Origin of the sequence: Pedomonas sp. V897 (assembly GCF_051304405.1) — a bacterium.
GTDB lineage: Bacteria > Pseudomonadota > Alphaproteobacteria > Sphingomonadales > Sphingomonadaceae > Pedomonas.
Genome location: NZ_JBPPGG010000001.1, coordinates 498,683 through 518,163, shown reverse-complemented (window position 1 = coordinate 518,163; position 19,481 = coordinate 498,683). Strand labels below are relative to the sequence as shown.

Here is a 19,481-nt window from a genome sequence, read left to right as displayed (position 1 = left end):
CTTATCCCCGCGCCTTCGTCGCCAGCCAGACCACATGGCGGGTGCCGTGGGCGCGGATGACCTGTTCCTCCACGGCAAATCCGGCCCGCTTCAGGCGGTTGGTGAAGGGGCTGTCGGGGGTGATCGACCACACGGCCAGAATGCCGCCGGGTTTCAGCGCGTCGCGGGCGTCGAGGAGGCCGCGGCGCTGGTAGAGGGCGTTGTTGGCGTCCTGCACCAGCCCTTCGGGGCCGTTGTCCACGTCGAGAAGGATGGCGTCGTAGCCCGCGCCGGGCTGGATGAACTCGGCCACGTCGGCCACGGCCAGCGACAGGCGCGGGTCAGAGAGGCTGTTGCCGAAGAGGTCCGCGAGGGGGCCGCCTGCCCAGGCGACCACTTCCGGCACCAGTTCGGCGACGTCGATGCGGGCCCTGGGCCCCAGGGTGCGGAGCGCCGCGCGCAGGGTGAAGCCCATGCCGAGCCCGCCGATGAGGATGCGCGGCGCGGGCAGACCCGCCAGCTTCTCGCACGCCAGCGTTGCCAGCGCTTCCTCGGACTTGCTGAGGCGGCTGTTCATCAGCTCGATGTTGCCGAGGGTGATGGAGAACTCGGTGTCGCGCTTGAACAGCTGAAGCTGGCCACCGTCGGGCAGGGGAGCGGTGGCGAGCAGGATGCGGGGCTTCATGGGGTGTCTCCGGTGACGCGGGGCAGGGGATGCCTGTAAAACAAACGGGAGGCAGCCATGGGCCGCCTCCCTTCGCTGTTTCAGCGCTGCGTCTGCGCTCAGGCGCAGGCGGCTTTTATGCCCAGCTTCTGGAGCAGGGCGGTGTCGCGGTTTTCCGCCGGGTTGGGGGTGGTCAGCAGCTTCTCGCCGTAGAAGATGGAGCTGGCCCCGGCCAGGAAGCACAGCGCCTGAAGCTCGTCCGTCATGGTCTCGCGGCCCGCCGACAGGCGCACCACGGACTTGGGCATGAGAATCCGCGCCACAGCGATGGTGCGCACGAATTCCAGGCTCTCCAGCTCGTCCTGCCCGTAGAGCGGCGTGCCCTTCACCTGCACCAGCCGGTTGATGGGCACGGACTGTGGGTGCTCCGGCAGGGTGGCGAGGGCATGGAGCATGCCGACGCGGTCCTCGCGGGTCTCGCCCATGCCGACGATGCCGCCCGAGCACACGTTGATGCCCGCCTCGCGCACGTGGGCCAGCGTCTCCAGACGCTCGTCGAACGAGCGGGTGGTGATGATCTCCTTGTAGTGCTCGGGCGAGGTGTCGATGTTGTGGTTGTAGTAGTCGAGCCCCGCGTCCTTCAGCTTCTTGGCCTGGTGGGCCTCCAGCATGCCGAGGGTCACGCAGGCTTCGAGCCCCAGCTCCTTCACGCCCTCGATCATCCGGGCGATGGCGTCGATGTCCCGGTCCTTCGGGCGGGTCCAGGCGGCGCCCATGCAGAAGCGGGAGGCGCCCGCTTCCTTGGCGGCGCGGGCCTGCTCCAGCACCTTCTCCACGTCCATCAGCTTTTCGGCCTTGAGGCCGGTTTCCTTGGCGTACTTGGCCGATTGCGGGCAGTAGGCGCAGTCCTCGGCGCAGCCGCCCGTCTTGATGGAGAGCAGCTGGGAGAGCTGCACCGTGTTCGGCGCGTGATACTGGCGGTGAATGGTCTGGGCCTCGTACACGAGATCAAGGAACGGCCGGTCGAACAGGGCGTGGATTTCCTCGCGGGTCCAGTCGTTGCGGATGGCGGCATCGGTCATCAGGGTCATTCCTTGCTCGGGTCACATGCTGGCACAGCGGTAGCGGCGGGCCGGGACGCGGTCAACGCCGCAATGTGCAAATGAGCTAGAACGGAATGGATGTCCGTCCTCACGCCCTGGCGGCGGACCGGGGCGCCTTGAAGCGGCCGGGAGCATAGGCCGGCTGGCGCAGGATCTTGAGCGCCGAGGCGCTGTCGCTGCCGATCTGCCGCCTGAGGGCGTCCAGTCCGTCGAACTTCATCTCGGGGCGGATGAACTCGATCAGCTCCACCCGCACATCGGCGCCGTAGAGATCGCCCGAGAAATCGAACAGATGGACTTCCAGCAGCTCGCGCGGTGGGGTGAAGGTGGGACGGATGCCGATGTTGGCCACGCCCTCGGCCACCTGGCCGCCGGGAAGGGTCACGCGCACCGCATAAACGCCGTAGCGCGGGCGGGCATAGTCGCCGAGGCTGACGTTCGCCGTGGGAAAGCCGATGGTGCGGCCGCGCTGGTCGCCCCCTTCCACCGTGCCCTCGATGCCCCACCAGCGCCCGAGCAGGCGCGCGGCGGCGGTCACGTCGCCCTCCGCCAGCTTGCTGCGGATGAGGGTGGAGGAGACCGCCTCGTCGCCCTCCACGCACACGGGCTCCACGATGGCGCTGGCCATGCCGTGGCTGTCGGCCAGGCGTTGCAGGGTTTCGGTCGTGCCGCTGCGGCCCTTGCCGAAGGTGAAGTCATAGCCGGAGACCACGCCCTTGAGGCGCAGCCGCTCCACCAGAACCTGCCGGAAGAAGTCCTCGGGCGACAGGGCGGCCAGCGGCGGGTCGAAGGTGAGCACCACGAGGGCGTCAACCCCGAACGCCGCCATCAGCCGCGCGCGCTCGGCAATGGAGGTCAGCTGGAACGGCGGCTGGTCCGGACGGAAGAACCGGGCCGGATGGGGATCGAAGGTGATGACCAGAAGCGGCCCGCCGCGCTCCGCTGCAAGCGCGCTGGCCTGCCGGACGACGGCCTGATGGCCGGGATGAAATCCATCAAAGTTGCCAAGGGCCGCGACGCCGCCCGCCAGATGGTCCGGCAATGGCTGCTGCCCAGTAATCAGTTCCATGCGACGGCTTCCATTTTGTCGCGTCTATAGGGCCCTGCGGCCATCCCGCCAAGCCCTTAATGCAGCGGTATCAGGTTCAGGAAGGGGCCGGGCCAGACGATCTGCGTAAACGATCTGCTTAACCGAAAATTTAGGACAGCTCCGTAATTTGCCCTTCACGCGGGGGACCAAGGGCTGATTCCCCGGGGTGGTAATAATTTAGCTGCGGGTAACAACATGGCTGTCGACCTCTCCATGCCGATTCTGATCGTGGACGACTACAAGACGATGCTGCGAATCGTCCATAACCTGTTGAAACAGATCGGTTTCGAGAACATCGACGAAGCGACGGACGGCTCGATGGCGCTCTCGAAGATGCGTCGGAAGAAGTACGGTCTGGTGATCTCCGACTGGAACATGGAGCCGATGACCGGCTACGAGCTGCTCAAGGAAGTGCGTGCCGACGCCGAGCTGAAGACGACGCCGTTCATCATGGTGACGGCCGAATCGAAGACCGACAACGTGATCGCCGCGAAAAAGGCCGGTGTGAACAACTACATCGTGAAGCCCTTCAACGCCCAGACGCTGAAGCAGAAGCTCGTCTCGGTCCTCGGCGAATTCTAAGCCGAAGCGGCAGCACCCGCCGGGACCGTCCGGCGGGAGAGCCCGTCAGAACAGCCACGGCCGCCCATTCCGGCGGCCTTTTGGCGTTTGTGCGCGGTTTTCAAGATTGTCTGCCAAGGGGGTCTCGGCCCCCCTTGGCGATCCCCCTTCTTTTTTGAAAGGGATGCGCCAGAACGACCGGGTGCGTCCCGACAAGGAACGGGAGGTGCAGGAGGGACCAAGTCCCTCCTGCGATAAGAAAATCGCCGGGAAAACCCCCGCCTCAGGCGGCGGCGTAGCCCAGCACGGCCTTGGTTTCGAGGAACTCCAGCAGGCCGTGGACGCCGAACTCGCGCCCGTTGCCGGACTGCTTGTAGCCCCCGAACGGGGCGCGCGGGTCGATCTCGGCGCCGTTGAGATGCACGTTGCCCGCGCGCAGGCGGGCCGCGACGCGGCGGGCGCGATCCAGATCGGCGGAGGTGACGTAGGCGGAGAGGCCGTAGGGCGTGTCGTTGGCGATGCGGATGGCCTCCTCCTCGGTCTCATAGGGAATGAGCACGAGCACCGGGCCGAACACTTCCTCGCGGGCGATGGTCATGTCGTTGGTGACGTCAGCGAAGATGGTGGGGCGCACATAGTAGCCCACGTTCAGCCCCTCCGGCTTGCCCGGGCCGCCGGTGACTAGCCGCGCGCCTTCCTTGAGGGCGGTCTCGATCAGCCGCTGGATCTTGTTCCACTGCGCCTCGCTGGCGACCGGCCCGTAGGTGACGTTCGCCTCGCGCGGGTTGCCGACGACCACCTTCTCGGCGGCGGCCTTCGCGATGGCGACCGCCTCCTCGTAGCGGGCGCGGGGCAGGAGCATGCGGGTGGGGGCGTTGCAGGACTGGCCCGCGTTGACGCACACGCTGCGGAAACCCGCTGTCACCGCCTTCTCCAGGTTCGCATCGTCCAGGATGATGTTGGGGGACTTGCCGCCCAGCTCCTGGGCCACGCGCTTCACCGTGTCCGCCGCGTTCTTCGCCACCTCGATACCGGCGCGGGTGGAGCCGGTGAAGGAGACCATCGCCACGTCCGGGTGGCGGGAGAGGGCGGCGCCCACGGTCGGCCCGTCGCCGTTGACCAGATTGAACACGCCGGCGGGCACGCCCGCCTCGTGCAGCACCTCGGCGAACAGGATGGCGTTGAGCGGCGCGATCTCGGAGGGTTTCAGCACCATGGTGCAGCCGGCGGCGAGCGCCGGGGCCACCTTGGCGGCGATCTGGTTGATCGGCCAGTTCCAGGGCGTGATCATGGCGACAACGCCGATGGGCTCGCGGAAGACATGGGTGGTGCCAAGCTGCTCTTCGAAGGCGAAGTCCGCGAGGGTCTGGCGAGCGGTCGTCAGATGCACCAGCCCGATGGCGGCCTGCGCCCGCTGCGCCAGCCAGAGGGGCGCGCCCATTTCGTCGCAGATGGTCTCGGCGATGTCGTTGAGCCGGGTCTTGTAGACCTCGATGATTCGATCGAACAGGGCGAGCCGTTCCTCGCGGCTGGTGGCTTCCCAGGCGGGGAAGGCGGCCTGGGCGGCGGCCACGGCCTTGTTCACGTCCGCCTCGGTGCCGAGCGCGATCTGGCCGATGGGCTGCTCGGTGGCGGGATTGATGACGTCAAGGCGCTGCGTCCCTTCGGGCTCGACCCACGCGCCGTTGATGTAGAACCGGGTGGCGTTCTGCATGGTGTATCCTCTCCCCTCCTGCGCGGGCTCTGTCTGTCGTGTCTGCCGCGCTGACACCCCGAGTCATAGTCGGTTGGCGGGGACGGGAACAGGGGCTCAAAACGAAACGGGCGCCGCGAGGGCGCCCGTTCCGGTCTGAGTTGGGTCTGCTCCGGGAGGATCAGTACACGCGGGCCTTCGGCTTGATGTACTCCACCTCCTCGGTGAGGGTGTAGGTGTGGACCGGACGATAGTCGATGTTCACCTTGCCGTTGTCGAACCAGGCAATGGTGTGCTTCATCCAGTTCTCGTCGTCGCGGTTCGGGTAGTCCTCGTGCATGTGCGCGCCGCGGCTTTCCTTGCGGTTGGCGGCCGAATGCATGGTGATGATCGCCTGGGGCATCATGTTGTCCAGCTCCAGGGTCTCGATCAGGTCGGTGTTCCACACCAGCGAGCGGTCGGTGATGCCGATGTCGCTCATGCCCTGATAGACGTCGCCGATCTTCTGGATGCCTTCCTGCAGGATCTCGTCCGTGCGGAACACGGCGCAGTTGGCCTGCATCGTCTTCTGCATGGCAAGGCGCAGCTTGGCGGTCGGCGTGCCGCCCTTGGCGTGGCGGAACTTGTCCAGGCGGCCGAGGGCGAGGTCCGCCGAATCCGACGGCAGCGGATGGTGCGGCGTGCCCGGCTTCACGATCTCGGCCACGCGCTTGGCTGCGGCGCGGCCGAACACCACCAGGTCGATCAGCGAGTTGGAGCCGAGGCGGTTCGCGCCGTGCACCGACACGCAGGCCGCTTCACCCACCGCGAACAGGCCGGGGACGACCGTATCCGGGTTGCCGTCCTTCAGGGTGACGACCTCGCCGTGATAGTTGGTCGGGATGCCGCCCATGTTGTAGTGGACGGTCGGCACCACCGGGATCGGCTCCTTGTGCAGGTCCACACCCGCGAAGATCTTCGCGGTTTCGGTGATGCCCGGCAGCCGCTCGGCCAGAATCTCCGGCGCGATGTGGTTGAGGTGCAGGTAGATGTGGTCGCCTTCCTTGCCGACGCCACGGCCCTCACGGATTTCCATGGCCATGGAGCGGGAGACCACGTCGCGCGAGGCCAGGTCCTTGGCCGACGGCGCGTAGCGCTCCATGAAGCGCTCGCCCTTGGAGTTGGTGAGGTAGCCGCCTTCGCCGCGCGCGCCCTCGGTGATGAGCACGCCCGCGCCGTAGATGCCGGTCGGGTGGAACTGCACGAACTCCAGATCCTGCAGCGGCAGGCCGGCGCGCACCACCATGCCGCCGCCGTCGCCGGTGCAGGTGTGGGCCGAGGTGGCCGAGAAGTAGCAGCGGCCGTAGCCGCCGGTGGCCAGAACCACGGCGTGCGAGCGGAAGCGGTGGATGGTGCCGTCTTCCATGCACATGGCGATGACGCCGCGGCACTCGCCGTTGACCATGATGAGGTCAAGGGCGAAGTACTCGATGTAGAAGTCGGATTCGTACTTCAGGCTCTGCTGGTACAGCGCGTGCAGCATGGCGTGGCCGGTGCGGTCCGCCGCCGCGCAGGTGCGCTGCGCCGCCGGGCCCTGGCCCATGTTCTGGGTCATGCCGCCGAAGGCGCGCTGGTAGATCTTGCCTTCCTCGGTGCGGCTGAACGGAACGCCGTAGTGCTCCAGCTCGTACACCGCATTCGGGGCTTCGCGGCAGAGGTATTCGATGGCGTCCTGGTCGCCCAGCCAGTCCGACCCCTTCACGGTGTCGTACATGTGCCAGGTCCAGTGGTCCGGCCCCATGTTGCCCAGCGAGGCGGCGATGCCGCCCTGCGCCGCCACGGTGTGGCTGCGGGTGGGGAACACCTTGGTGATGCAGGCGGTCCTCAGGCCCGCTTCCGCCAGACCCATGGTCGCGCGCAGGCCCGAGCCGCCAGCGCCCACGACGACGGCGTCATAGACATGGTCGATAATCTTGTAGGCCTCAGGCATGTTCAGGCTCCGAACGCGATCTTGAGTACAGCGACGATGCCGGCGAGCGCGCCGACAATGGCGAGAAAGTCGATGATCAGCAGGCTGGCGATCTTGTTGCCGTGCTCATGCACATAGTCCTCCACCACGACCTTGAGGCCCATGGCCGCGTGGTAGAAGGCAACGGCAACGAACAGGATCAGGAGAACGGCCACCAGCGGGTTGGCGATCCACTCCGTCAGAACGGCGTGCGACGAGGCGACGCCCGACACCAGAGAGGCCAGAAGCCACACCGACAGCGGGATCAGCGCCACCGAGGTAACGCGCTCCATCCACCAGCGGGCGCTGCCGGACTTGGCGGCGCCAAGGCCGCGGACCTTGCCGAGTTCCGTACGCATGTCCGTCTCCTTACGCGAAAATGATGATGGCCCAGACGGCCAGGGTCAGCACCACGGTGCCCACGATGGTCAGGGCGGCCATCCGGCGGCTGCGCGCCGGCTCGTAGCCCGCGCCGGTGTCCATGTACAGGTGACGCAGACCGGAGAAGAAGTGCTGGAAGAACACGGCGGTCAGGCCGAACAGCACGAAGAGCCCGAACGGATGAAGGGCAAGCTCGAGGAACTTGCCGTAGGCTTCCTCCCCGCTCGCGGCGGCGAGAAGCCACCAGAGAAGGATGCCCGCTCCAACGATGGAGAGGCCGATGCCGGTGGCGCGATGCAGGATCGAGACCAGCATGTTGGCCCGCCAGCGGTAGACCTGGAGATGAGGTGAAAGCGGCCGTGCGCGGTTTGCTGCCATGTTATTATCGCCCAATCAGACTGCCCATTTGTGACATCGCTTTAGTCATCATGCTGCGCGGATGGAAGGTTGAAATGACGATACCCCGTCATTTGGGCAGGGAAACTGCAATCCCATGGCCCAAACAGGCATGAACTCGGGCTGCCTCTCCGCCGCCACGGCGCGTCGCTCGCCGGGCCGATTCGCGTTGCCGGCAACGAGTCGCCGCTGTGCCCGGAACGCGAGTCGACGGGACAGGGTTCGGCAGCCGGGGGCTGAAACGGCGGAAGGCCGCACCGCCGGAAGGGAAGTGAGGGAAGGACGGCAGGGGGGCGCGCACCCTGCACCGCGTCGCCTCGGCGGACCGGGTCGGCAAGCCGTGAACGGCTCATAATATCGGGTAATACCGGGAGGATCGCTCGGGGAGATGGCGGTGACGGAGGGATTCGAACCCTCGATACGGGTTATCCCCGTATAACGGTTTAGCAAACCGCCGCCTTCAGCCGCTCGGCCACGTCACCTTGTGCCAGCCCCTATAGCGAAGGCTTTTCGGTTGTTCAACGGCGCATCTGCATCGGAAGGGCGATTGGGATCAAATAATTCATCAGGTTTGAGGTAGGGCCGCTGCCCGGCCCAGAACCGCACCAGCGCCGTGACAATGCGGTCGGCGGCCTTTCCGTCACCGAAGGGGGACCGGCCCGCTGGCGGCCGGGGCGCGCCCAGCGCCTGGCGGATCGCCCGGAGCAAGGCCGCCGGATCGCAGCCGGCCAGCCAGCCGCCGTGAGAGAGGATCTCCGGCCGTTCGGTCGCCTCCCGGCAGAGCACCACCGGCACGCCCAGCATGGAGGCTTCCTCCTGCAAGCCGCCGGAATCCGTGACGACGGCGGCGGCCCCATCCAGCAGGGACAGGAGGCACCGATACGGCTGGGGCGGGAGCAGATAGATGCGCGGCTGATCGCCGAGGATGGCCCGCACCTGCGACAGCAGGGCGGGATTGGGATGCGCGAGGAACAGAATGTCGTGCGTGTCCGACAGCCTGGCACAGGCGGCAAGGGCGGAGCACAGGGCGGCGAGCCCGCCGTCCCAGTTCTCGCGCCGGTGGCAGGTGGCGAGGATGTGGGGACGGGGCCACACCGGGCGCAGCGCGCGGGGGTGGAACCGGGCGATGGCGTCGATCACCGTGTTGCCGACGCAGAAGATCGAATCGGGGTTGATCGATTCGGTCAGGAGATTGCGCACGGCCAGCGGCGTGGGCGCAAAATGCACCGTGGCGTGGGTTGCGATCTGGCAGCGGTTCAACTCCTCGGGGAAGGGGGCGTGGCGCAGGCCGGTGCGCAGCCCCGCCTCCACATGCATCACCGGGCGGCGGGCGTAGCTGCCCGCCATGGCTCCGGCCAGCGCGGAGTGGGTGTCGCCCTGCACCACCACGATGTCCGCATGGGCCTCCACCTGGGGGGCGAGCGCCGACAGAAGGGCAGCGAGGCGCGCGCCCAGACCTTCGTCGGTCGCGGAGAGGGGGACGGCCGGAAGGGAGAGCACGTCATCCGGCATGATGTCCAGCTCCCGGCACATCTGGCCGGTCAGGTCAGGGTGCTGGCCTGTGGCGATGAAGCGGACCGGCCAGTTCCGCGTCTCGGGCCGCTGCCGGAGCGCATGCAGCACCGGGGCCAGCTTGATGAACTCGGGCCGGGTGCCGGCGATCAGGCACAGGCGGGGGGATGACGCATGGTCTCCTGACGCGGATTTCATTGCCGCACGGTGCATCGCCGCGCGGTCGTTCTTTGCACGATTCATGAGGGGCGTTCCCAACGGTTGTTGCTCGGGTCATAGGCCGCAGGTGCAACAGAACAGGCCGCCGTCGGGGACTATCGGGCAATCGGACCGGGTTTGGAACAATCTCGTAGTCGAATATGGCTCGTTGCCGAAGGGGACAGAGGGCGGCGGCGTGTCAGCCGCGCCCGCCATAAAAAGGGCCATGGCGGCGTGTCAGCCGCGCCCATAGGTGTCCTCGAAGCGGACGATGTCGTCCTCACCCAGATAGGAGCCGGACTGCACCTCGATGATGTGCAGCGGGATCTTGCCCGGATTTTCCAGCCGGTGGGTCACGCCGATGGGAATGAAGGTGGACTCGTTCTCGTGCAGGTCGATCACCTTCTCGCCGCAGGTGACGCGGGCCGTGCCCTGCACCACGATCCAGTGCTCGGCGCGATGGTGGTGCTTTTGCAGGGACAGCTTCTCGCCCGGTTTCACCACGATGCGCTTGGTCTGGAACCGCTCGCCCCGGTCGGTGGTCTGGTAGGTGCCCCACGGCCGGTGCACCACGGTGTGAACCATGTGCTCCTCCCGGCCGTCCGCCTTGAGGCGGTCGACGATCTTCTTCACGTCCTGCGACCGCTCGCGGGAGGTGACGAGCACCGCATCGGGCGTTGCCACCACGATGAGATTCTCCACCCCGGCCAGCGCCACTGCCGGCCCGTTGGTGCGGGCGTAGCAGTTGCTGGCCTCCTCGATCAGCACATCGCCGTGCACGGCGTTGCCGTTGCCGTCCTTGGGGCTCACTTCCCAGAGCGCGGTCCACGAGCCCACGTCCGACCAGCCCATGTCTACCGGCACCACGGCGGCGCGGCGGGTGCGCTCCATCACCGCATAGTCCACCGAGTTCGCGGGGCAGCGGCGGAAGGTTTCCTTGTCGGGGCGGAAGAACAGGCTGTCCCAGACCCCCTTGTCCATGGCCGCGCCGGCGGCCTCGGCCATCTCCGGCTCATGGGTGGCCAGCTCGTCCAGATAGTCGGCGGCGCGGAACAGGAAGATGCCGCTGTTCCACACATAGTTGCCGTCGGCCACGTAGGTCTCGGCGGTTTTCAGGTCCGGCTTCTCGACGAAGCGGTCCACCGCATGCACGTCGTTGTGCCCCTCCAGCGGCGCGCCGCAGCAGATGTAGCCGTAGCCCGTCTCAGGCCGGTCGGGGCGGATGCCGAAGGTGAGCAGCGCGTGCCGCTCTCCGGCGGCCACCGCCGCGGCCTCGACCGCCGCGGCGAAGGCGGCTTCGTCGCGGATCAGATGGTCGGACGGCATCACGAGCAGAAGCGCCTCCGGGTCGCGCTCCAGCGCGAAGCGGGCGGCAAGGGCAATGGCCGGGGCAGTGTTGCGCCCCTCCGGCTCGAGGATGATGGCCTCGGGCGCGCAGCCGCACTGGCGCAGCTGCTCAGCGATGATGAAGCGGTGCTCCTCGTTGGCCACCAGCAGGGGCGCGCGGTACCGCGCCCCGTCCATGACCCGGCGGACCGTCGCCTGAAGCATGGTGCGGGAATCGACCAGCGGCAGCAGCTGCTTCGGATACAGGGAGCGGGACAGTGGCCACAGCCGCGTGCCCGAGCCGCCGGAGAGGATGACGGGCCAGATCGTCTTGTCGGTGGTCATATCGACTTCCCTTCCGTGGATGCGCCCGGACCATGACGGGCGGCCAGCCTTGCCACAACGGCTCTGCGCTCCTGCGCCGTCATGGCGGACCAGCGGCTGATTTCCTCTAACGTGCGGCCGCACCCGAGACAACGCAGGCCGGCCGCATCCAGCTTGCAGACGCGCATGCAGGGGGACGCCACATCGTCCTCGCCCGCCCCGGCGACGGAGGCCTTCGACAGGGCCGTTTGCGGCCGTATGGGACGACAGGGGTCTTGCACAGGCGCACGCAATCCTCAATGAAGCGGCGAGCGATCAATGCCTGGTCACTCTGGAGACAGTGCTGACCAGGGCGCTGACAGGCCGCCAACCGGCCATCAGTCTATTTGGTCACACATTGCCAAGCCGTCAACGAAGCCAAAAAGGTAGCGTGCCATGACCCTTCCTCCCGTGCCTGAACTGAGCGGCCTGCCGCTGGATGACATCCGTGCCGTCGCAGCCCAGGCGCCCGACCGGGACGAGGCGGCGGCCGCCGCGGCCGAAGCGCACCAGAAGGCGCTGTATTTCGCACCGGCGGAGCGGGGCAGGCTGTCGGCGCTGCCGGTGTGGCTGGCGGGGTGGCAGGGGCGCGAGCCCTCGGCGGCGCGTGTGGAGCTGTGCCTGTTCGCGGGCGCGCAGCGCTGGCTGGGCGAGGCGCAGGCGACCCGCGCCGAGGACGAGGTGCGCAAGCGCATCCTGCTGCTCTCGGCCGGCGGGGCGACGCCCAGCCCGCTGGCGGCGAGCATGGGGGCCGGCCTCAAGGTGTTCGACCTGGCGGTGGAGCGGCCGGCGCCCAATCCGGCGGAAGGCCTGGCGATGAGCGACCGGGAATGCGTGGCGGCCATGGCCTTCGGCATGGAGGCGGTGATGAGCCAGGCGGACGTGCTCTGCCTTGGCGCGTTCGGCGTCGGCACGCGGGAGGCGGCGGCATGTGTGGCGCTCGCCCTGTTCGGCGGCAAGCCGTCCGACTGGCTGGCGGGCCAGACGGGGGCGCTGTCGGCCCCCTATGCCCAGGCGCTGCGTCAGGTGGAGGCGGTTGCCAACGGCCCCGCCTGGACCACGGACGATCCGCTGCGAATCCTGCATCACATCGGCAACCGGGAACTGGCGGCGCTGGCCGGTGCCATCCTGGCGGCGCGGACCCAGCGGGTGGCGGTTGTGCTCGACGGATACGAGGCGGCGGTGGCGGCGGCCCTGCTGGCCCGTGTGCGGCCGGGCCTTGCCGATCATTGCCTCGTGGCGGCGCGGGATGGCTCGGCGGCGCACGACCGCCTGATCGAGGCCCTGGGCGCGGAACCTTTGATGGACCTGGGGATTGAAAAGGGCGACGGGCTTGCGGCTTTGATGGCGTCCCAGATTCTCCGAACGGCATGTGACATTCACGCGGGCGGGGCAACGATCGCCCAGATGGAACACCTGTTGAACGATGCGGCGGGCGGCGACGGCCCGGGGGATGGCGCGTAAGGGCCGATTCCCGGCGTTCTCCGGCAAAAACACGGATCCAGAACAAGGAGGCGAGGGGAGAACGGCCGGAAGTGGTTTATTAATGAACTTGGTCTAATTCTGTTGGGGTTGGACGTGCCTCGCGGGGCAGGTTTCGACGGAGCAATGGCCTCGTAATCGTGCGTTCATGCTGTCTGTGCATCTTGCCGGCCTTTGCAGTGAAGTTGCGGCGGGTCACATGGATTGATGGCGCACCGTGATATGAGGGATCCGCGAGTAGATGGCACAGTATTCGAGCCCCAATCATGGCGTAGAGAGCCAGCCAGCGCAGAAGGCCCCCAATCGGTCTGGCAGGGCGCCTGGCCTTGCCGAGACGTACAACCATTTCTTCTATTACCGCATCGCGCGAACCCCCGAGGACATCGCCGCGGCGCATCGCCTGCGCTACGAAGTCTATTGCGAGGAAACGGGCTTCCTGCCCAAGGAAGAGCACCCGGACGGCCTGGAGCGGGACGAACATGACACCCACGCCGTGCAGAGCGTGCTGTTCTACCGGCCCCTGAACCTGCCGGCCGGCACGGTGCGCGTGGTGCGCCCGATCGCCGACGCGAAGGGGTGCGCTCTGCCCGCCCGGCTCGCCGCGCCCGAGCTGGACAATCTGCCGGAGCGGATCCTGCCCCGGGGCGGAACCGGCGAGATTTCGCGCTTCTCCATCCATGCAGGCTTCCGCAAGCGACAGAACGACGGCCTCTATGCCGCCGTGCACGACCCGCGCGCGGGCGGCGGCGATCCGCGGCGCATCCTGCCCCACATGACGCTGGGGCTGATGACGTCGATCCTCGAGATCTCGCTCGAGACCGACCTGACCCACCTGTGCGCCATCATCGACCCGGCCCTGCTGCGCATGTTGCGGATGCTGGGCCTGCATTTCGAGGCGGTGGGGCCGCTGGTGGAATTCCATGGACCGCGCCAGCCGGTCTTTGCCCCGATCAAGCAGCTGGTCGATGGCGTGGAGCGGGACTTCCCCGAAGTCCATGCGGTCATCACCGCCAATGGACGTCTGCAAGTTCACGGGCACCATGCCGCGGCCTGAGGACGGCATCGACGCAAACGCCCATGCGGCGCCGCCGGGGGAGCCCGGGCTGTCTGCTCCATGGTTTGACTACGATCTCGCCTTCTCCCGCAACATCGGCTGGCTGTCCGATCTCGAGCAGGCCCGGCTCAGGGAGAAACGGGTGGCCATCGCCGGCATGGGCGGGGTTGGCGGGGTGCACATGCTCACGCTCGCCCGCCTTGGCGTCGGCCGGTTCCACGTCTCGGACATGGACCGGTTCGAGCTGGGCAACTTCAATCGCCAGATCGGGGCCTTCCAGCACACGCTTGGCCAGCCGAAGGTGGACTCCGTCGTCGCCATGGCGAAGGAGATCAACCCGGAGCTGGACGTGAAGATCTTCGGGGAAGGGGTGAACGAGGCCAACCTCGACGCCTTCCTCGACGGCGTGGATGTCTACATCGACGGCCTCGACTTCTTCGTGCTGGACATCCGCCGCAAGCTGTTCGCCCGGGCCCGGCAGAAGGGCATCCCCTGCATCACCGCCGGTCCGCTGGGCTTCGGCAGCGGCTACATCGTCTTCACGCCCGACGGCATGAGCGTCGAGGACTATTTCCGCTTCGAGGGCAAGACGGAGCAGCAGCAGTACGTCAACTTCCTGATGGGGCTGACGCCCTCGCTCCTCCACCTGCGCTACCTGAAGGACGGCTCGCGGGTGGACATGCCCAACAAGAAGGGACCCTCCACCGCCATCGCCTGCATGATCTGCGCGGGCGTTGCCGCCTGCGAGGCGGTGAAGCTGATGATCGGCCGGGGGCCGGTGCGCGCCGCGCCCCACTACCATCATTTCGATCCCTATCTGGGCCGGTTCCTCGTCCGCAAGCTGCGCTGGGGCAACAACGGCCCCATCCAGAAGCTGAAGACGGCGTTCGTCGCCTGGATCGCCAGCTCCTTCTCCCGGGGCGCACGTCCGCGCGAGGTGGAGCTGGAGCCGGGCACGCCCGTGCTCACCCGCATTCTGGAAGCCGCCCGCTGGGCGCCGAGCCCGGACAACAGCCAGCCCTGGCGGTTCGAGGAATTGGGCGAGACCCGCGTGCGGGTGCATGTGGATCTGGAGCGGGAGAACCCCTACTCCTACCGCAACTCCGAACCCCTGTGGCTGTCCCACGGCATGCTGCTTCAGGCGCTGCGGCTGGCGGCCAGCATCCACGGCTGGGGGATGGACTGGCAGCTGGCGGGCACCCCGGAGCGGCCGGTGCTGGATGTGACCTTCGACCCGGCGGCGGGGGTGCCGGTTGACCCGCTCGCCTACTACCTGAAGGCCCGGACGGTCGATCGCGGCGCGTACCGCATGAAGCCGCTCACCATGGCCGACAAGGCGGCGCTGGAGGCGGCGCTGGGGCCGGGCCTCTCGGTTCACTGGATCGAATCGCTCGGCGAGCGCTGGCGGCTGTCCTGGGTCAACGCGCGGGCAACCGCCATCCGCCTGCGCTCGCAGCGCTGCCACGCAGTGCATCAGCAGGTCATCGACTGGACCCACCGGTTCAGCCGCACCGGCATGCCGGCCGGCGCGCTCGGCATGGACCGCCTCGGCCAGCGGGTGATGAAGTTCGTGCTGGCGGACTGGGAGCGGATGAAGCTCTCCGCATCGCTGGGGGCGGGGCTCTATGCGGGGCTGGAGATGGATGTCATCCCCTCCGTGTGCAGCGGCGGCTTTGCGGTGATTCGGCGGACCGGCGCGTCGGGCGACCCCCGGACGCCGGAGGAGCGGCTGCGGGTCGGCGAGCGGCTGCTGCGCTTCTGGATCGAGGCCAACCGCCGGGGTCTGTCGTTCCAGCCGTCGCTGGCGGCGGTGTTCTGTTCGGCCCAGGGGCGGGAGGAAGACCCGGGGCGCGGACTGGAGCCGGCGCTGCGCCCGGCGGCCGCAAGGGTCGCCGAGGACTATGCCAGGGTCACGGGGATCGACCCGCTCGATGTGGTGTTTCAGGCGCGTCTCGGCGTCTCCAGGGCCAGGGCGGATGCGCCGCGGTCGATCCGCAAGCTGCTCACCGATCTGAAAACGCAGCCGGACGCGCGACTCTGACCTATATATTTTTAGTCATTTGAACTAATTCCAGGGTGCGGGAAGAAAACAGGGGGACTAACGACCGCATGATTCGCGTTTTTCGGCATTATGTACCCTTGCCTCTTCTGGTGCTGGGCATCATCGAGTTCGTGGCGCTGATTCTGGCTGCCGTGCTGGCCTGGTATGGCCGCTTGTGGCAGGCGGACCTGCAGTTCGATTCCGGTTTCAACGTCCTGCCCGAGGTGCTGACCTACGCCTGCGTCACCTATGTGGTGATGCTGGCGGTGGGTTTGTACCAGAGCCAGTGCTACCGCTCGGTGCGGATGACCGCGGTGCGGCTGGCGGTGGCGCTGGGCATCGACTTCGTTGCCCTGTCGGTGATCTTCTTCACCTTCCCGAGCGTGACCACCTGGCGGTCGGTGTTCGTGGTCGCGGCGCTGCTGACCTACGTGTTCATCCTGATGCTGCGCTGGATCTTCAGCCGGCTGGTGGGGTGGCACCGCTTCCGCCGCCGCGTGATTGTCCTTGGCGCCGGGGCGCGGGCCCGCCGCCTCCAGGCCATGGCGGAGGCGCCGGGCGCGGGCTTCGAGGTGTTCCGCTATGTGCAGATGGCGCCCGGGGAAGCGGATATCGAAGGGGCGGTGCCGCGCGAGAGCATCGGCTCGCTGGCATCCTTCATGGAGAAGAACAACGTCGAGGACGTGGTGGTGGCCTTGCAGGAGCGGCGCGGCGCGCTGCCGGTCTCCGATCTCCTCCACGTGCGCATGAGCGGCTTTGGCGTCTACGAGCTGTCCGCCTTCATCGAGCAGCAGACGGGCCGGGTGGACCTGGACTCGCTCAACCCGAGCTGGCTCATCTTCTCCGAGGGGTTCCGCAGCAGCCGCCGCTCGGCGCTCATCATCAAGCGCCTGTTCGATATCCTCGCCAGCTCCCTTCTGCTTCTGCTGACGGCGCCGATCCTGGTGGTCACCGCCATCGCCATCCGCCTGACCAGCCCGGGGCCGATCTTCTACCGGCAGGTGCGGGTGGGCCAGTTCGGCGAGCAGTTCGAGGTGCTGAAGTTCCGCTCCATGCGGGTGGATGCGGAGAAGGACGGCAAGCCCCGCTGGGCGCAGGCGGGCGACCCGCGCGTCACGCCCATCGGGCGCATCATCCGCTCCACCCGCATCGACGAAATCCCCCAGATCTTCAACGTGCTGCGCGGGGACATGAGCTTCGTCGGCCCGCGCCCGGAGCGGCCCTTCTTCGTCGAGGAACTGGCGACGAAGATCCCCTTCTACAACGAGCGCCACATCGTGAAGCCGGGCATCACCGGCTGGGCCCAGCTCAACTACCCCTACGGCGCCTCGGAGGAGGACGCCCGCCACAAGCTGGAGTTCGACCTCTACTACATCAAGAACTATACTATCTTCCTGGACCTGCTCATTCTGATCCAGACGGTTCGGGTAGTGCTGTGGCAGGATGGGGTACGCTGAGCCTCCGTCTCATGTGAGGTCGGTCATCCGGTATCCGGGTGTTCCGGGCCGGGCCGCCGTCGTGCGGTCCGGGCGCGGAAGGGGCGCAGCGCTGGGGGGAGCATGACGGGGGCATGACGCCGCTGATTTCGGAGGTCGGGCTGGTCGCCCATGGACTGGCCTGCCTTGCCTTTCTCGCTCTGGCAGGGTCGCTGGTGGTCCAGAAGGACCAGACCGTGTCCAGCATCTGGCTGGCGACGGCCGCGCTGACCACCGCGGTCTGGGCGGGGACGTTCGTCTTTGCCGTGCGCTTCGGCGGCCCGTACGTGGAGCTCGTCTCGCCGATGGAGACGCTGCGCACGGCGGCGTGGATTGCCTTTCTCGTGTCGTTGCTGGTGCGCTCGTGGCGCCTCTCGGACCGCATCAACCTGTCGTTCCTGCTGGCTGTCGCGCTCGGCTTCGTCTTCGCCGCCCAGCTGCTCACCGACCTGACCGGCTGGTTCGTCGTGCCCGATGGCTCGCCGCTGCGCCACGCCCTCGTGGCGTACCTGTTCATCATCAGCCGCCTCGTCTGCGCCATCGGCGCGCTGGTTCTGGTGCACAACGTCTACAGCAACGCCGTGCCCGACCAGCGCTGGGGCGTGCGGTTCGTCTGCATCGGCCTGGGCGGCTTCTTCGTCTACGACATCCACCTCTACACCCTGGCGGCGCTCTCGGGCGGGGTCAGCTGGGACCTCTACAACGCCCGGGGCCTCGTGGACGCGCTGGTGGTGCCGCTCATCGCCCTGTCCATCCGGCGCAACCGCCTGTGGAAGATGGAGCTGCAGATCTCCCGCGAGGTGGTGTTCCACTCCCTCTCGCTGGTGGCGGTGGGCTGCTACCTCATTGCCATGTCGCTCGCCGCCTACGGCCTCAAGCTGGTGGGCGGCAGCTGGGGCACGCTGCTCCAGGTCAGCTTCCTGTTCGGCACGCTGGTGCTGGCGGCGGTGGTGCTGTTCTCGGGACGCTTCCGCGCCTGGGCGCGGGTGAAGATCAACAAGCACTTCTTCGCCTACAAATACGACTACCGGCAGGAGTGGCTGCGCTTCATCGCCACCCTCTCGGGCGCGGGGGCGGGCGATCGCCCGTTGGAGGCGCGCGCCATCCAGGCGGTGTGCGACATCGTCGACTCCCCGGGCGGCGCCCTCTGGCTGCCGGGGGAGGACGGGGCGTTCACCCTGGCGTCCCGCTGGAATTTCCGCACCGCCGGCAACGGCGCGGAAGCGCCGGACGGGGCGCTGGTCCGCTTCCTCGCCACACGCCAGCGCATCATCGACTTCGACGAGCTGCGCGACGGCGTGGGCGACTACGACGACCTCACCCTGCCGGACTGGGCAGCGGAAGACGACCGCGCCTGGCTGGGCGTGCCGCTGCTGCACCTCGACCGGCTCATCGGCTTTCTGGTGATCGAGCGGTCGCGCAGCCCGCGCACGCTCAACTGGGAGGATTTTGATCTCCTTCGCACTGTCGGGCGGCAAACCGCGAGCTATATTGCAGAACAGACCAGTCAGGCCGCCTTGCTGGAGGCGCGACAGTTCGAGGAGTTCAACCGCCGGTTCGCCTTCATCATGCACGATATCAAGAACCTGGTGAGCCAGCTCTCGCTGGTGGCGCGCAACGCCGAGCGCTTCGCCGGAAACCCCGAGTTCCAGAAGGACATGGTGCTGACCATCCGGGATTCGGTGGACAAGATGAACGACCTGCTCGTCCGCCTCGGGCAGCACAATACGGCGCGGCGGGAGGCCGAGGCGGTGGATCTGGCCGGGCTGCTGGCGGAGGTGGTGCGGCAGAAATCCATGCAGCACAGCGGAATCAGACTGAATTGCACCGGGGGCGGAATGATTGTACGGGGGGATGCGGGACGCCTGGAGCAGGTCTTTACGCACCTGATCCAGAACGCCATCGACGCCTCGGGGGCAGAGGGTGCCATCCTGGTGGAGGCGGGCTGCCTGGACGGGCATGTGCGGGTTCAGGTGGCGGACAATGGCTGCGGCATGTCGGAGGAGTTCATCCGGCATGACCTGTTCAAGCCCTTCCGCTCGACCAAGGCGGGCGGGTTCGGCATCGGGGCTTACGAGGCCCGGGAAATTGTCAGGAGTTACAATGGCCGGCTGGATGTGAGCAGCCGGCCGGGCGAAGGCACAGTTTTTACCGTCAGCCTGCCGCTGGCGTGAGG

Annotated in this window: 16 protein-coding genes and 1 tRNA gene; 6 read left to right on the top strand and 11 right to left on the bottom strand. The window is 67.5% G+C overall.

The features are described 5' to 3' along the window. Window position 1: 1 nt before the first annotated feature. The 3 genes from ACSJJU_RS02545 to ACSJJU_RS02535 all read right to left on the bottom strand — a co-directional run bounded on the left by ACSJJU_RS02545 (window position 2) and on the right by ACSJJU_RS02535 (window position 2,815). Window positions 2-664, bottom strand: a complete 663-nt coding sequence (locus ACSJJU_RS02545) for a spermidine synthase (protein ID WP_435913592.1) — start codon at window positions 662-664, stop codon at window positions 2-4. A gap of 98 nt (window positions 665-762) precedes the next feature. Then, a complete protein-coding gene (bioB, locus tag ACSJJU_RS02540) occupies window positions 763-1,725 on the bottom strand; it encodes a biotin synthase BioB (RefSeq protein ID WP_435913591.1) in 963 nt (320 codons plus the stop codon). 109 nt (window positions 1,726-1,834) lie between these two features. Beyond that, window positions 1,835-2,815 (bottom strand): bifunctional riboflavin kinase/FAD synthetase, encoded by a 981-nt coding sequence (locus ACSJJU_RS02535; protein ID WP_435913590.1) that lies wholly within the window; start codon window positions 2,813-2,815, stop codon window positions 1,835-1,837. A 216-nt stretch (window positions 2,816-3,031) separates the two neighbouring features. Here ACSJJU_RS02535 and ACSJJU_RS02530 point away from each other — a divergent pair, with 216 nt between their 5' ends. Beyond that, window positions 3,032-3,418, top strand: coding sequence for a response regulator (locus ACSJJU_RS02530; protein ID WP_435913588.1), 387 nt, complete (start codon window positions 3,032-3,034; stop codon window positions 3,416-3,418). Between the two features lie 262 nt (window positions 3,419-3,680). Here the strand turns inward: ACSJJU_RS02530 and ACSJJU_RS02525 are convergent, their stop codons facing one another. From ACSJJU_RS02525 to ACSJJU_RS02490, 8 genes are all read right to left on the bottom strand, one after another. Continuing rightward, complete coding sequence (locus ACSJJU_RS02525) at window positions 3,681-5,111, bottom strand: aldehyde dehydrogenase family protein (protein ID WP_435913587.1); 1,431 nt, start codon at window positions 5,109-5,111, stop codon at window positions 3,681-3,683. Window positions 5,112-5,271: 160 nt separating this feature from the next. Beyond that, window positions 5,272-7,059 (bottom strand): succinate dehydrogenase flavoprotein subunit, encoded by a 1,788-nt coding sequence (gene sdhA, locus ACSJJU_RS02520; RefSeq protein WP_435913586.1) that lies wholly within the window; start codon window positions 7,057-7,059, stop codon window positions 5,272-5,274. A gap of 2 nt (window positions 7,060-7,061) precedes the next feature. Then, window positions 7,062-7,436 carry a succinate dehydrogenase, hydrophobic membrane anchor protein gene (gene sdhD, locus ACSJJU_RS02515; RefSeq protein WP_435913585.1) on the bottom strand — a complete coding sequence of 125 codons (375 nt, stop codon included), beginning with the start codon at window positions 7,434-7,436 and terminating at the stop codon, window positions 7,062-7,064. A 10-nt stretch (window positions 7,437-7,446) separates the two neighbouring features. Then, window positions 7,447-7,836 (bottom strand): succinate dehydrogenase, cytochrome b556 subunit, encoded by a 390-nt coding sequence (gene sdhC / locus ACSJJU_RS02510; protein WP_435913584.1) that lies wholly within the window; start codon window positions 7,834-7,836, stop codon window positions 7,447-7,449. A 407-nt stretch (window positions 7,837-8,243) separates the two neighbouring features. Continuing rightward, window positions 8,244-8,336, bottom strand: a tRNA-Ser gene (locus ACSJJU_RS02505). Next, a complete protein-coding gene (gene wecB / locus ACSJJU_RS02500; protein ID WP_435913583.1) occupies window positions 8,332-9,609 on the bottom strand; it encodes a non-hydrolyzing UDP-N-acetylglucosamine 2-epimerase in 1,278 nt (425 codons plus the stop codon). The genes ACSJJU_RS02505 and wecB overlap by 5 nt, the downstream gene beginning before the upstream one ends. Before the next feature lie 192 nt (window positions 9,610-9,801). Beyond that, entirely contained in the window at window positions 9,802-11,235 is a 1,434-nt protein-coding gene (locus ACSJJU_RS02495; protein WP_435913582.1) for a mannose-1-phosphate guanylyltransferase/mannose-6-phosphate isomerase, read from the bottom strand. Continuing rightward, a complete protein-coding gene (locus ACSJJU_RS02490) occupies window positions 11,232-11,402 on the bottom strand; it encodes a DUF1289 domain-containing protein (RefSeq protein WP_435914364.1) in 171 nt (56 codons plus the stop codon). The genes ACSJJU_RS02495 and ACSJJU_RS02490 overlap by 4 nt, the downstream gene beginning before the upstream one ends. A 247-nt stretch (window positions 11,403-11,649) precedes the next feature. Here ACSJJU_RS02490 and ACSJJU_RS02485 point away from each other — a divergent pair, with 247 nt between their 5' ends. From ACSJJU_RS02485 to prsK, 5 genes are all read left to right on the top strand, one after another. Then, window positions 11,650-12,717 carry a nicotinate-nucleotide--dimethylbenzimidazole phosphoribosyltransferase gene (locus ACSJJU_RS02485; protein ID WP_435913581.1) on the top strand — a complete coding sequence of 356 codons (1,068 nt, stop codon included), beginning with the start codon at window positions 11,650-11,652 and terminating at the stop codon, window positions 12,715-12,717. 259 nt (window positions 12,718-12,976) lie between these two features. Further along, window positions 12,977-13,789, top strand: a complete 813-nt coding sequence (locus ACSJJU_RS02480) for a PEP-CTERM/exosortase system-associated acyltransferase (RefSeq protein WP_435913580.1) — start codon at window positions 12,977-12,979, stop codon at window positions 13,787-13,789. After that, window positions 13,776-15,830 carry a ThiF family adenylyltransferase gene (locus ACSJJU_RS02475; protein ID WP_435913579.1) on the top strand — a complete coding sequence of 685 codons (2,055 nt, stop codon included), beginning with the start codon at window positions 13,776-13,778 and terminating at the stop codon, window positions 15,828-15,830. The genes ACSJJU_RS02480 and ACSJJU_RS02475 overlap by 14 nt, the downstream gene beginning before the upstream one ends. Before the next feature lie 68 nt (window positions 15,831-15,898). Further along, window positions 15,899-17,287: a TIGR03013 family XrtA/PEP-CTERM system glycosyltransferase gene (locus ACSJJU_RS02470; protein ID WP_435913578.1), complete on the top strand. Its 1,389-nt coding sequence runs from the start codon at window positions 15,899-15,901 to the stop codon at window positions 17,285-17,287. Window positions 17,288-17,400: 113 nt separating this feature from the next. Then, window positions 17,401-19,479 carry an XrtA/PEP-CTERM system histidine kinase PrsK gene (gene prsK / locus ACSJJU_RS02465; RefSeq protein WP_435913577.1) on the top strand — a complete coding sequence of 693 codons (2,079 nt, stop codon included), beginning with the start codon at window positions 17,401-17,403 and terminating at the stop codon, window positions 19,477-19,479. The last annotated feature ends 2 nt before the right edge of the window (window positions 19,480-19,481 follow it).

What these genes read in the sequence shown, in the direction of transcription:
- ACSJJU_RS02525 (WP_435913587.1), bottom strand. Translation starts at nt 5,111, where the DNA reads ATGCAGAACGCCACCCGGTTCTACATCAACGGCGCGTGGGTCGAGCCC.
- ACSJJU_RS02475 (WP_435913579.1), top strand. Translation starts at nt 13,776, where the DNA reads ATGCCGCGGCCTGAGGACGGCATCGACGCAAACGCCCATGCGGCGCCG.
- ACSJJU_RS02480 (WP_435913580.1), top strand. Translation starts at nt 12,977, where the DNA reads ATGGCACAGTATTCGAGCCCCAATCATGGCGTAGAGAGCCAGCCAGCG.
- ACSJJU_RS02495 (WP_435913582.1), bottom strand. Translation starts at nt 11,235, where the DNA reads ATGACCACCGACAAGACGATCTGGCCCGTCATCCTCTCCGGCGGCTCG.
- prsK (WP_435913577.1), top strand. Translation starts at nt 17,401, where the DNA reads ATGACGCCGCTGATTTCGGAGGTCGGGCTGGTCGCCCATGGACTGGCC.
- sdhA (WP_435913586.1), bottom strand. Translation starts at nt 7,059, where the DNA reads ATGCCTGAGGCCTACAAGATTATCGACCATGTCTATGACGCCGTCGTC.
- ACSJJU_RS02535 (WP_435913590.1), bottom strand. Translation starts at nt 2,815, where the DNA reads ATGGAACTGATTACTGGGCAGCAGCCATTGCCGGACCATCTGGCGGGC.
- bioB (WP_435913591.1), bottom strand. Translation starts at nt 1,725, where the DNA reads ATGACCGATGCCGCCATCCGCAACGACTGGACCCGCGAGGAAATCCAC.
- sdhC (WP_435913584.1), bottom strand. Translation starts at nt 7,836, where the DNA reads ATGGCAGCAAACCGCGCACGGCCGCTTTCACCTCATCTCCAGGTCTAC.
- ACSJJU_RS02485 (WP_435913581.1), top strand. Translation starts at nt 11,650, where the DNA reads ATGACCCTTCCTCCCGTGCCTGAACTGAGCGGCCTGCCGCTGGATGAC.
- ACSJJU_RS02490 (WP_435914364.1), bottom strand. Translation starts at nt 11,402, where the DNA reads ATGCGCGTCTGCAAGCTGGATGCGGCCGGCCTGCGTTGTCTCGGGTGC.
- ACSJJU_RS02545 (WP_435913592.1), bottom strand. Translation starts at nt 664, where the DNA reads ATGAAGCCCCGCATCCTGCTCGCCACCGCTCCCCTGCCCGACGGTGGC.
- ACSJJU_RS02470 (WP_435913578.1), top strand. Translation starts at nt 15,899, where the DNA reads ATGATTCGCGTTTTTCGGCATTATGTACCCTTGCCTCTTCTGGTGCTG.
- wecB (WP_435913583.1), bottom strand. Translation starts at nt 9,609, where the DNA reads ATGAATCGTGCAAAGAACGACCGCGCGGCGATGCACCGTGCGGCAATG.
- ACSJJU_RS02530 (WP_435913588.1), top strand. Translation starts at nt 3,032, where the DNA reads ATGGCTGTCGACCTCTCCATGCCGATTCTGATCGTGGACGACTACAAG.
- sdhD (WP_435913585.1), bottom strand. Translation starts at nt 7,436, where the DNA reads ATGCGTACGGAACTCGGCAAGGTCCGCGGCCTTGGCGCCGCCAAGTCC.